The 12,202-nt window shown below is 61.1% G+C and carries 8 protein-coding genes; 6 read left to right on the top strand and 2 right to left on the bottom strand.

Annotated elements, in window-relative coordinates:
- Nucleotides 1-46: 46 nt before the first annotated feature.
- Both K8U03_01320 and K8U03_01325 read left to right on the top strand, forming a co-directional pair.
- A complete protein-coding gene (locus tag K8U03_01320; protein MCE9603523.1) occupies nt 47-1,195 on the top strand; it encodes a cobalamin biosynthesis protein P47K in 1,149 nt (382 codons plus the stop codon).
- Nucleotides 1,196-1,397: 202 nt separating this feature from the next.
- On the top strand, nt 1,398-3,749 hold the full coding sequence (locus tag K8U03_01325; protein ID MCE9603524.1) for a TonB-dependent siderophore receptor: 2,352 nt from the start codon (nt 1,398-1,400) through the stop codon (nt 3,747-3,749).
- A 184-nt stretch (nt 3,750-3,933) separates the two neighbouring features.
- On the opposite strand, the gene K8U03_01330 is transcribed toward K8U03_01325, so the two are convergent.
- Together K8U03_01330 and K8U03_01335 are read right to left on the bottom strand one after the other, a co-directional pair.
- Nucleotides 3,934-5,868, bottom strand: a complete 1,935-nt coding sequence (locus K8U03_01330; GenBank protein ID MCE9603525.1) for a 9-O-acetylesterase — start codon at nt 5,866-5,868, stop codon at nt 3,934-3,936.
- Nucleotides 5,869-5,990: 122 nt separating this feature from the next.
- Nucleotides 5,991-7,355 (bottom strand): SGNH/GDSL hydrolase family protein, encoded by a 1,365-nt coding sequence (locus tag K8U03_01335; GenBank protein MCE9603526.1) that lies wholly within the window; start codon nt 7,353-7,355, stop codon nt 5,991-5,993.
- A 302-nt stretch (nt 7,356-7,657) separates the two neighbouring features.
- On the opposite strand from K8U03_01335, the gene kdpF reads away from it, so the two are divergent.
- From kdpF to kdpC, 4 genes are read left to right on the top strand one after another with little or no spacing between them, the layout of a single operon-like run.
- Complete coding sequence (kdpF, locus tag K8U03_01340; protein ID MCE9603527.1) at nt 7,658-7,750, top strand: K(+)-transporting ATPase subunit F; 93 nt, start codon at nt 7,658-7,660, stop codon at nt 7,748-7,750.
- The gene (gene kdpA, locus K8U03_01345) at nt 7,747-9,507 is read left to right on the top strand and encodes a potassium-transporting ATPase subunit KdpA (GenBank protein ID MCE9603528.1); all 1,761 of its coding nucleotides are present in this window, start codon (nt 7,747-7,749) and stop codon (nt 9,505-9,507) included. The genes kdpF and kdpA overlap by 4 nt, the downstream gene beginning before the upstream one ends.
- Nucleotides 9,507-11,579: a potassium-transporting ATPase subunit KdpB gene (gene kdpB, locus K8U03_01350; GenBank protein MCE9603529.1), complete on the top strand. Its 2,073-nt coding sequence runs from the start codon at nt 9,507-9,509 to the stop codon at nt 11,577-11,579. The genes kdpA and kdpB overlap by 1 nt, the downstream gene beginning before the upstream one ends.
- Nucleotides 11,580-11,610: 31 nt before the next feature.
- Nucleotides 11,611-12,201, top strand: coding sequence for a potassium-transporting ATPase subunit KdpC (kdpC, locus tag K8U03_01355; protein MCE9603530.1), 591 nt, complete (start codon nt 11,611-11,613; stop codon nt 12,199-12,201).
- Nucleotide 12,202: the final 1 nt, after the last annotated feature.

Genomic DNA, 12,202 nt, shown 5'->3' on the forward strand with positions numbered 1-12,202 from the left:
AAGCGCTCCCGCCCACCGCCCGTCCCGCCCCCGTATATTAGCCCCCATGTCCGTCGTCGCTCCCGCCGTCGAACCCGCCATTAAATCTGTCGTCGAGCGCGTCATCGAACCACGCCGACCGATTCGCTTCCTCATGTTGGGAGGCTTTCTGGGCGCCGGGAAGACGACCGCGATCGCACGCCTGGCGCGGCATTTTCAAACGCAGGGTAAAAGCGTTGCGTTGATCACCAACGATAAGGCTTCCGACCTGGTCGATACGTTGAACCTCCGCGCTCAAGGGTTCCACGTCGGTGAGTTGCCGGGGATCTGCTTTTGCGGCAACGTCGGCGAGTTGATCGAGATGATCCGAGTGCTCGGTGTAGCGGGTCGTCCCGACGTGGTGATCGCCGAGCCGGTCGGGAGTTGCCTCGATATGGTCGCGACCGTGCTCCAACCGCTGCGCGCAGCGTATGGTCGAGAGTTCGAAGTAGCGCCCTTCGGGGTGTTGGTCAAGCCGACGCACGCCGTCAAGATTTTGCGGAACGAAGACAACGCCGGCTTCTCCCCGAAAGCGGCTTACATCTTTCGCAAGCAACTCGAAGAAGCCGACTTCGTCGTCGTGAATCGGATCGACCAACTCACGCCGCTGCAAGTCGCGGAGATTACGAGCTTGCTCCATGAGCAGTATCCGCAACTCGCCGTCTTAGCGATGTCGGCCACGACAGGCGCCGGCTTCGAGCACGTCGCCACGATGTTCGAGCAGAGCGACCGAAACGACAAGCCGGCGGTGCCGCTCGACTACACAGTCTATGGAGCCGGCGAAGCCGAGCTCGGTTGGCTCAACGGAAGCATACTCGTCACGGCCGAGCGAGCGGTTCCGATCGACGACTTATTGCTCGATGTCGTCCGTGCGATTCGGGAGCGGCTGCGGCAACTCCAGGCCGAGGTCAGCCACTTGAAAGTGATCGGCATTCAAGGAGGGAAGTTCGCCGTCGCGAATCTCATCAGCACCGCCGCCGAACCGGAGTTGTCGCAGCCGGGCGCATGTGAGTTGGCCGCGCTGCAGCTGATCATCAACGCGCGTGTCGGCTGCGCGCCCGAAGAACTGCGACAAGCCGTCGAGCTGGGCTTACGCGCAGCGGCCGACGCGCACCGCTGCTCACTCGAAGAGATCGAGATGCAATGCTTCCGACCGGGCGTTGCGACGCCCGGCTAGCATTGCATCGCCCCTGTATTCCGCCGGATCCACGGTCGGACGGCCATGAGAATATTGCAAGCATCAGTAGTTACGACTGCGTAACCTACGAAGTTCTTACCACGATCAGATTCTAGTTTTGAGACGTAAGCCGAGGGTGACGATAGTCCCAGGTAACGCAAGGTGTTTATGCGCCCCTAGAGATACTACAAGGGTTACAAGGATGTCACTCCGCTCCTGGCTCGGACTTTTCGTTACCTCCGGAGCGCTCGCCTGGAGCGTCCTTGATGGTGGTATCGCCGCTGCTCAGCAGCCGACCCCGCCCGTAGCGACACCGACCCAGCCGGGAAATACGGTCCCGCGACTCCCGGAAACGGAAGTGGTGGCCGAGCCGCCGGCTCCGAACCTGACGCCCAACTTCCAGCCGTTTCAGCCGACCCCCTCGATCCTCACGGCCAACGCGTTTCAACCAGGCGGCGTCGCCGGTTATCAAGCGACCTCGTCGACGACCGGTTCGCTGATCGACATGCCGAAGATTCTCTATCCGGGCTCGGTCGACACGATCACGCAACAGATGCGCCATGATCAACAGATCATCAACGTCGACGACGTCATCCGCGACATCGCCGGTGCGGTGAAGGCCAACGGCAACGGCGGCGACGGCGTTCGTCGTCCCGACCAGTTCATCGTGCGCGGCTTTGAATTGACTTCGGAAAACTTCCGCAAAAACGGCTTCCTCGACCCGACGAACACGCCGCGCGATTTCGCGAATATCGAGCGGATCGACATCTTGAAGGGCCCCGCTTCCATCGTTTACGGCTCGGCGCTTCCTTCCGGTACGTTCAACGTGATCACGAAGCGCGCTCAACAAGATCGCTTCGTCGTCGGCACGGCGCAGGTCGGCAGCTTCGACTTCCAGCGCTTCACCGTCGACGCGAACAACATGAACCAAGCGGGAGACATTCTCTTCCGCGTCAACGCCGCGCATCAGCAAGGAAACAGTTTCCGCGGCTACGGCTCGAACGAACGGACGTTCGTCGCGCCGACGTTCACGGTCCTGCTCGACGACGACACGTTCCTCGTCTACGAAGCGGAATTCAACAACGATCGACGGCAGTACGATACGGGCCTCACGGCGATCAACGGCAATACTCGCGCACTTCCAAGCAGCCGCTTTCTCGGAAACTCCGGCAATTTCCTGAAGTCTCACGACTATCGCAACACGCTGTCGTTGACCCACAACATCAACGACGACTGGTCGTTCTACCTCGGCGGCAGCTCGCTGTTCTACGATCAACAGCTTCAAGGGGACCAACCGGGGTTCGCCTTCGCAACCGGGTCCATCAATCCGACGACAGGATTCTACAACGCCGCCGGCGCAGGAATTTATCCGGATCTTCCCCGCCGACAATTCACGGGTGGGCAATCGGGACAAAACCAAGCCCTGATCGCCAACCTCAACGGCAACTTCGATGGTCCGCTGTTTGAGCACAACTTGGTCGTCGGCACGGAGCAAGATTGGCGTTTTCAGCACGCCAACTTCGGCTCGACCGATCCGCGGCTGATTGCTCTGGATCCGACCACGAACTTACTGGCCGTCGATCCGACATTGCCCGGCCCGTTCGGAGGCTTCGTCACGAATCCACCGGTTACGTTCGCTTTCAACGGATTGTACCAGAGTCGTCACTCCGTTTACTTTCAAGATCTCGTCACTCTCAGCGAGCGTTGGAAAGTACTCTATGGGGCTCGCTACGATCATGTCGGGCAAACATCCGATTTCACTATTCCCAATGGGTTTGGAGGGACCGCTTCCTTCTTTTCGAAAAACTCGTTCGACCAAGGTACTCCGCGCGTCGGCTTGATCTTCGAAGCCGTGCCGGATGCGCTGTCGTTCTATTCCATGTACACGTCGTCGTTCAATCCCGTCGGTGGTGCGGCCTTCGGGCTTCCGCTGCCCGGTGCGAATACGAACCCGGAGCTTGGTCAGATCTTCGAGTCGGGCTTCAAAGCAAACATCTTCGACAACCTGACTTATACCTTCAGTGCGTTCAATATCTATCGTCAGAACGTCGCCGTTCAGCCGGACAGCGGGATCATGTATGCCCAAGCGGACCAACGGAGCAAAGGCATCGAAATGACGCTCGTCGGTCAATGGACCGAGCGGATGAGCACGATCAGCAACTACTCGTATACCGACGTGAAGCAACGAGATACGACGAACGATCCGCTCTATAACATCAACGGTCGTGTGCGAGGTGTGCCGTTTAACTTGGCGAACGTTTGGACGCGCTACAACTTCATTCAAGAGCGCGATCGAACGTTCGGGGCCGCGCTCGGCTGGGTCTACGTCGGTGATCGTCGCGGCGACTACGGAGGCGCTTTCGGCAGCCCATTGCGTCTCGACTCGTATAACCGCTGGGATATCGGTCTCTTCGCTCGCAAAGGTCGGTTCGACAGTGCCGGCTATCTTGAGAACGTGTTCAACGCCCGTTATGAAACCGGCTCGCTCGACCAGTACCAGATCTTCCCAGGGGCTCCGGTCAATTTCCGCCTGCAAGCGGGAATCACGTTCTAGCCCTCACCGCTCTCCGCCCGTCCGTGGTTGCCGGTCCGCCGCATTCGTGCGGCGGATCAACAAACCGCAGTATTCGCTCGCTAAGGGCGCAACGGAAAGCGTAAAAATTCCGCGGAACTAAGAGTTAGCTTACGGCCGAGACGGAGGCGTGTAGAGAGGATCGTCGGGGCAAGTTCGTTCCCGACTACTTTTCGTAGCTGTCGGTACGGAATAGCGCTGCCGGAAGTCCGGCGCCGTTGTAGAGCGTGGCCCGGGGGTTGTTCGACCAGGCGAAGCGCACCGCGACCGGCTTGGCGATCTCGGAGCTCGATACCGTGATGGTATCACCTTGCACGACCGGCTTCGCCCAGACGAATTTGCCGTCCTCACCGGCGATCGCAAATACACGATCGGCGTCGCCGCGCAGCGAAAGCCCTCCCTCGGCGTGATCGAAGCGGAGAACGACGGCGCTCCCTTCGATCGCATGGCTCTTGAGCGTCGGCCCGGAATATTCCACTTGCTTGCCGTAGTCTTTGGCGAGGGCCAATAGCGCCAGTCGCAGGCCGACGTCTTGTTTGTTGGTCGGATGAATATCGCCGGCGGCGCCGATGTCGTTGATCACCGCGAGGCCGGATTTCGAGACGCGCTCGGAGACGAGTCGCTGCGCTTCTTGGATCTGCGTCCAGCCGGTGTAACGTGGCGCTTCGTCGTGCGCTTCGAAGTTCGCGAGTTGCGTGATGTAGAACGGGAAATCGTCGGCGGAGAAGCTCTTGCGCCAATCGGCGATCAGCTTCGGGAGTAAGACTTGATACTGGGCTCCGCGGCCGTTGTTGTTCTCGCCTTGATACCAGATCGCTCCTTTAATCGCGGCCGGCGCGAGCGGCGCGATCATGCCGTTGTAAAGTCCCGTTACCGTGGTGTGATAGCCGCGAAACTGTAGCGGCGGCTTCGGGAGCTTCTCCATCGGCGCGCTCGCTAAACACCGCCAAGCACCGGCGAGTGATATCGGCGGTTCGCCCACCGATGTAAGTTTCATGTCGCTCTCTAATCCACCGAGCCCACCTCCGCCGCCCCCATCCACTACGCGCAGGGCAATCAGATTCCGCCCGGCCTTCACCAAGCGACCAGGCACGGTATGTACGCGGGCGACATTGTGAACATTGGTGACTCCGATCATTTCGCCGTTCCAGAAAATCGTGCCACGATCGTCGACGGTCCCGAGCCCGAGCTTCAGGTCTTTGCCGGCCCAACTCGCCGGCACATCCACCTCGCGACGGAACCAGACGATCCCGTCGAACTGCGGATACGGTCCGTCGGGATAGTCGAAGAGTCGCGGCAGTTTCCAAGTCTTCCAGGCGGCGTCGGAGGTGGCCGGTAGGTTCCATTTGGCTTGGGTGCCGGGATCGTTCTCCGTCCACCACGCGGCCATCCGCTCGTCGTAACGATCGGTCCCCGCGGCCTGAGCCTGGATCGCTTCGACGCGCTCTTGAAAGTCGGGCATCGTGCCGAGCGCTGCGGCGCTGAGCCACGCCTCGGCATTCGTACCGCCGAAACTAGAGTCGATCAGCCCGATCGGCACGCCGGTCTCTTGATGCAACTTGCGACCGAAGAAGTATCCGACGGCGCTGAACTCCGCCACGGTTTTCGGCGTGCAGACTTGCCACTTCCCTTGAAACGTCTCTTGTGGAGTGATCGCCGGGACGTTCGGAATCGCGAGGAGCCGGATCTGCGGAAAGTCGGCGGCGGCGATTTCGGCTTTGCCGTCTCGTGCGAGCGCGACGGTCCATTCCATGTTCGATTGGCCCGAGCAAATCCAAACGTCGCCGAACAGCAAGTTGTTCAGCGTCACACGTTCGTCGGGCCGCGTACCCGTCACGGTCAACACGTGCGGCCCGCCGGCGGGCTGCGCCGGGAGCTTGAGCATCCATTTGCCGCTTGCATCGGCTTGCGTCGAGAAGTTTGCGCTCCCAAGCGCAACGGTCACGTTGCCGCCGGGCGTCGTCCAACCCCAGATCGGCGCCACGCGATCGCGCTGCACGACGGCGTTTTCCGAGAACAAGGGAGAGAGAAACGGTCGGTTCGCCGCTTCGTCGTCGTCCGCTCGTAGAGCGGATTGCAGCGGGAAGCTAACGGCGAGCATTGCGAACGCACAGTGCAGGAAAAACGGATATCGAAGGAAAGCGTAGTACATAAGGTTCGATGCCGACGAAAAAGTGGTGCGAGCGAAGCGATTATGGAAAGCGTTCGACCTGCGTTGAGCGTTCAACCCGCTTTTCGCGAGAGGACTTGGAACACCAACTCCGCCAGCACCTTCGCACCGGCGGCGGTCGTATGCACTTCGTCTTTGTTGTAATACGTCGTGTCTTTCTCATCCCCTGGCTCACCGATGCGTGGATCGGCGGCGAAGTCGACGAGACCGGTCGCGAACGACGAGTAGTTGTCGCGAATCTTCTGGTTCAGCGCCTGACGTTTCGCCTCGAAGTCGGGCGGGACCCTCGTCGGCGGACCCGAGCAACGTGGCAACGCGGTGCCGACGTAAACTTCCCAGCCGAGCTTTCGTCGCGCCTTGCAGTAGGCAGCCAGGTCGTCGAACGTCGCTTCGGCCGTTCTGTTTCCTGCGAGATCGTTGGTGCCGACGAAGACGACTAACTTTGCGCCAGTTGAATAGAGTTGATCGACCTTCGGCAGACTACCGACCGACGCCCCCCACTGCCCCGAGTTGACGATGAACGTCTGCGGCAGAAGCAATTGCAGTTGCGAGGGATACTCTTCGGTCGCTACGAGGCCGAAGCCGCCGTGCGTGCCGTCGGTGATGGAGTCGCCGACGCAGACGATTCGCGGCACATCGAGCCGGGTGCCCAAGTGGCGATCGATCTGCGTTCGCCGTTCGGCCGCTACGTCGGAACCGAGGATCACCGCCTCGAGGTCCATCGCCGTGAAGCCCGCCGGATACGGGACCAACTGCGCGCCGATGCAGAGCTTGGTCGAAGTTCCGGCGAAGCAATCTCCTTCGGCGATCGGCAACCCGTCGACGGACATCTTGAAGCGCTTCGCGCGAGCGCTCACATGCACGACCTGCATGATGTTCTGCGCGGTCGAGCGTTCGTAATCCTGCGTTTGCAGTCGGAAGCCATCCGGCCCGGTGAAGTTCAAGCCCGGCGGCGACAGGCCGCTGAGGATCGCGGTGTTCGCCGCGGGAGCAGCTTTGAGAATGCGGTATCGCACCCAATAGTCGAGCGTAACGAGCGGAACTTTCGTTTCGATCAGATAATGATCGTCGATGCCGTCGAACCGCAAGACCGGTCGCCCCTCAACGAAGCGCAGCGTCGCTCGCTTAGCGAGATCGGCTTGCTTGAAGGTAAGGCCATGGCCCGTCCGTTCGTCGCGAAACGCGGCGACGAATTCCCCCTCGGCCGTAGCCGGCTCCATACAGGCCTCGTCGCGATACAGCCCGAGCGGTTGGAGCGGCACTCCCGGCGCGCTCTGCCGAGTTTCCATCGCATGCGTTTCCCAGCGCGCTAATAAACCTTCGTTCGAGATCTTTTCACCGGCTGCTGCCATGAACGGCAACAGCATACAGCCGATGCTCGACGCGACCGTACGAACTATGAACGCATGTTTCTTCAAGACGTAACTCTCCGACTAGGTTGAGGCTCGATAGCTAATCGCAGCCATTGTAACCGGCGGCCGGGCCGAGAACAGCAAGCGCGACGCGATTGCCGAGCTCGCCGTCTTGATGAAACCTTGACGTTTCGCGCGTCGGTCTTGACGCCTGTTTGATACCGTTCTCGGTCTAATTCCCTAAGAAGAATCGCTTCTTAAGGGAGACCGGATATGGACTTCGTTTGGCTCGCGACACTGGCGGCGTTTTTCGTCGGCTCGAAGCTGCTGCTCGATCTCTCCTCGCATCTTATGGGAGAGAAATAGTCATGGACTGGACTCACTTGCTTTCCGGAGCGATCGCCGTTTCGCTCGGCATCTACTTGCTCGTAGCGCTCCTCAAACCGGAGTGGTTCGCATGAACATCCACGGACTCTTCGAGCTCTCGCTGTTCGTGATCGTACTGGGCGCGTGCGTCAAGCCGCTCGGCGGTTACATGGCAGACGTTTATCTCGGCCGGCCGACGTGGTTTAACTGGATCGTCGGCCCCTGCGAAAGACTCGTGTATCGGCTCTCGGGCATCGATCCGAAGTCGGAGATGACGTGGCGGCAATACGCCGCCGCATTGCTCGCGTTCAGCTTCGTTAGCGCCGGCGCGGTCTACGCCGTGCAACGTCTGCAATCTCTGTTGCCGTTCAATCCGGAAGGGCTTGCGGCGGTGTCGCCCGATTCGTCGTTCAATACGGCGATCAGCTTTGCGACGAACACGAATTGGCAAGGCTACGCCGGCGAGACGACGATGAGTTATTTCACGCAGATCGCCGCGCTCGGCGTGCAGAATTTCGTTTCGGCCGCTGCCGGTATGGCAGTGCTCGTAGCTTTCGTGCGCGGCTTCATGCGACAAAGCATCGCGACGCTCGGCAATTTCTGGACCGATCTCGTGCGCGGAACGCTCTACATTCTCCTGCCGTTGTCGCTCTTGCTCGCGCTGGTGTTGGTGTCGCAAGGAGTTGTGCAGACCTTTTCGGCATCGTGCGAAGTCACGCTCGTCGAGCCGACCGCGAACGCGAACGGCAACACTATCGCAACACAGCGCATCGCGCTCGGCCCGGCCGCTTCGCAAGTGGCGATCAAGCAACTCGGCACCAACGGCGGCGGCTTCTTCAACGTGAACTCGGCCCATCCGCTGGAGAACCCGACGCCGCTCTCGAATTTTCTCCAGGTGTTGGCGATCCTCGTGATACCAGCTTCGCTCTGTTACACATTCGGCGAGATGATCGGCGATCGGCGGCAAGGCTGGACCGTGCTGGCGGCGATGACCGCGATCTTCGGCGCGATGTTGCTCGTTGCGGTCTGGTCGGAACAGCACGGCAATCCTGCGCTCGTCGCGCTCGGCGTCGATCAAACCTCGAGCGACGTGCAATCGGGCGGCAACATGGAAGGGAAGGAGACTCGCTTCGGTGCGATGAACTCCGCGCTCTGGGGCATCGCGACGACGGCCGCCTCGAACGGCTCCGTCAACGCGATGCACGACTCGTTCATGCCCCTCGGCGGGCTCGCCGCGATGTGGCTTATGCAACTCGGTGAAGTCGTCTTCGGCGGCGTCGGCTCCGGGCTCTACGGCATGCTTACGTTCGCGATCATTGCCGTGTTCATCGCGGGCTTGATGGTCGGGCGCACACCGGAATACCTCGGCAAGAAGATCGGCGCGTTCGAGATGAAGATGGCGTCGCTCGTGATCTTGCTCCCCTGTGCGATGGTGCTGCTCGGCACTGCGGCAGCCGTGCTCATGCCGCAAGGAAAAGCGACCGTCTTCAATCCGGGCCCACACGGCTTCAGCGAAGTCCTCTATGCGTTTTCTTCGGCGTCGAACAACAACGGCAGCGCTTTCGCGGGCCTGGGTGCGAATACGCCGTTCTACAACGGCTTGCTCGGGCTCGCGATGCTCATCGGCCGATTCTGGGTCATGGTGCCGGTCCTGGCGATCGCCGGCTCGCTCGCCGCGAAGAAGAAAGTGCCGACGGGGGCCGGCACTTTGCCGACCCATACGCCGCTGTTCGCAGGTTTGTTGATCGCGGTGGTTGTCGTGGTCGGAGCTTTGAGTTTCTTTCCGGCGTTGGCGCTGGGGCCGATCGTCGAACAGTTGATGTTGAACACCGCCGGGATAGGAGCCCAATGATGACTACGACCACGACGCAAACTCCGAAGCTGAACGTTGCCGATGTGCGAGATGCGATTTATTCGTCGTTACGCAAGCTGAGCCCGCGGCATCAGGTTCGCAACCCAGTGATGTTCGTCGTGTATCTCGGCAGCATCCTCACGACGTTGATTTGGCTCCGCGCGCTCGCCGGTGCAGTGGGAGTCGAATCGACCGGCTTCATCGGTGCCGTATCCGTTTGGCTCTGGTTTACGGTGCTATTCGCAAACTTTGCGGAGGCGATCGCCGAAGGGCGCGGGAAGGCACAAGCCGCGAGCCTGCGTAAGACTCGCGCCGACGTACCCGCACGGAAGCTCCTCGATCCGACGAAGCGCGACACGGTTCCTATCGCTTCGAGCGAACTGCGCATCGGCGACCTCGTGATCGTACGGGCCGGGGAAACGATTCCCGCCGACGGCGACGTCGTCGAAGGAGTCGCGTCGGTCGATGAAAGTGCGATCACCGGCGAGAGCGCGCCGGTCGTGCGCGAAAGCGGCGGCGATCGAAGCGCCGTGACCGGCGGCACGCGCGTGATCTCCGATTGGCTGATCATTCGTGTATCGACGTTGCCCGGCGAGAGCTTCCTCGATCGGATGATCGCGATGGTCGAAGGGGCGAAGCGGCAGAAGACGCCGAACGAAATCGCACTCGGCATCCTACTCGCGGCGTTGACGTTGATCTTCCTGCTCGTCACAGCGACGCTCTATCCGTTTTCGCTCTACGGCGTCGAGATGTCCGGGCAAGGTTCGCCGATCACCGTGACCGTGCTTGTCGCGCTCTTGGTCTGCTTGGCTCCGACGACGATCGGCGCACTTCTCTCGGCCATCGGCATCGCCGGGATGAATCGCTTAAGCAAGGCGAACGTCATCGCGATGTCGGGCCGAGCCGTCGAGGCGGCGGGGGACATCGATGTGTTGCTACTCGACAAGACCGGCACGATCACGCTCGGCAACCGTCAGGCGACCCGCTTCGTTCCGGCAGGCGACGTGAGCGAGCAAGACCTGGCGGAGGCATCGCACCTGGCTTCCTTGGCCGACGAAACGGCCGAAGGGCGGAGCATCGTCGTGCTGGCGAAGAATCGCTTCGGCCTCCGCGGGCGGAACCTCGAGCAGATCAAACCGAACTTCATTCAGTTCTCGGCGAAGACGCGGATGAGCGGCGTCGATTACGAAGGGCATCGGATTCTCAAAGGGGCGACCGACAGCGTCGAAGCCCATGTCCGCACTCTCGGCGGCTTCGTGCCCGACGGCGTCCGCGTGGCGGTAAAGGAAATCGCGCAGGCCGGTGGTACGCCGCTGGTCGTCTGTCGCGATGCAAAAGTGCTCGGCACGATCGAACTCAAGGACATCGTCAAAGGAGGGATCAAAGAGCGATTCTCGGAGCTCCGTCGTATGGGAATCAAGACGATCATGATCACCGGCGACAATCCGCTCACAGCCGCCGCGATTGCGGCCGAGGCCGGCGTCGACGATTTCCTCGCCGAAGCCACACCCGAGGCGAAGCTCAAGCTTATTCGCGACTACCAAACCGGCGGACGCTTGGTCGCGATGACCGGCGACGGCACGAACGACGCCCCGGCGCTGGCTCAGGCCGATGTCGCCGTGGCGATGAACAGCGGCACGCAAGCCGCAAAGGAAGCCGGCAACATGGTCGATCTCGATTCGAACCCGACGAAGCTGATCGAGATCGTCGGCATCGGCAAAACGCTCTTGATGACGCGCGGCTCGCTCACGACGTTCAGCATCGCGAACGACGTCGCCAAATACTTCGCGATCTTGCCGGCCGCGTTTGCGTCGACCTATCCCGCCCTCAAGGCACTCGACGTCATGGGGCTCGGCTCGCCGGCGAGCGCGATCATCTCGGCCGTGGTGTTCAATGCGCTGGTGATCGTGGCACTCGTGCCGCTCGCGCTCAAGGGAGTTTCCTATCGACCGGTCGGCGCGGCGCAGTTGCTGCGCGACAATCTCCTGATCTACGGCCTCGGCGGCCTCATCGTGCCGTTCGTCGGCATCAAAGTGATCGACCTGCTCATCACCGGCTTGGGCTTGATCTGATTCGTTCATGTCCCTACCAAGGAGACTTCACTTGCTTCAAAACTTTCGCATCTCGATCATCTTGCTCGGGCTCATGACCTTGCTCACCGGCGGCTTCTATCCGGCGCTGGTTACGGTCGTCGCACAGACGGTCTTCTCGCCTCAAGCCGGCGGCTCGATCATGGAAGCCGACGGCCGAGCGATCGGCTCGGAACTGATCGGGCAGCAGTTTACAAAGCCGGAATACTTCTGGGGCCGGCTCTCGGCGACGAGCCCTGTGCCCTACAATGCCGCGGCGTCGAGCGGATCGAACTTGGGTCCGCTGAACCCAACGTTGAAAGCCGCCGTCGCAGCCCGGATCGCGGCGCTTCGGCAATACGATCCGGAGTTGACCAAGTTCCCGGTCGATCTCGTCACGGCGTCCGGCAGCGGGCTCGATCCGCACATCAGCCTCGCGGCCGCCGAAGTGCAAGTACGACGAGTGGCCGCGGCGCGGCGAATCGGCGAGAATGAAGTGCGCGAGCTGGTGCGGCAACAGACGATTGGCCGGCAATTCGGCTTGCTCGGTGAGCCGCGCGTGAACGTGCTGCCGTTGAATCTTGCCCTCGACCGTTTGGCAAATGACCGCGCCGCTCGGAACTGAA

The organism is Planctomycetia bacterium (genome assembly GCA_021413845.1).
GTDB lineage: Bacteria > Planctomycetota > Planctomycetia > Pirellulales > PNKZ01 > PNKZ01.

Excerpts from the sequence above, each read along its gene's own strand:
- K8U03_01320 (MCE9603523.1), top strand. The coding sequence starts at position 47 with ATGTCCGTCGTCGCTCCCGCCGTCGAACCCGCCATTAAATCTGTCGTC.
- K8U03_01325 (MCE9603524.1), top strand. The coding sequence starts at position 1,398 with ATGTCACTCCGCTCCTGGCTCGGACTTTTCGTTACCTCCGGAGCGCTC.
- K8U03_01330 (MCE9603525.1), bottom strand. The coding sequence starts at position 5,868 with ATGCTCGCCGTTAGCTTCCCGCTGCAATCCGCTCTACGAGCGGACGAC.
- kdpF (MCE9603527.1), top strand. The coding sequence starts at position 7,658 with ATGGACTGGACTCACTTGCTTTCCGGAGCGATCGCCGTTTCGCTCGGC.
- kdpA (MCE9603528.1), top strand. The coding sequence starts at position 7,747 with ATGAACATCCACGGACTCTTCGAGCTCTCGCTGTTCGTGATCGTACTG.
- kdpB (MCE9603529.1), top strand. The coding sequence starts at position 9,507 with ATGACTACGACCACGACGCAAACTCCGAAGCTGAACGTTGCCGATGTG.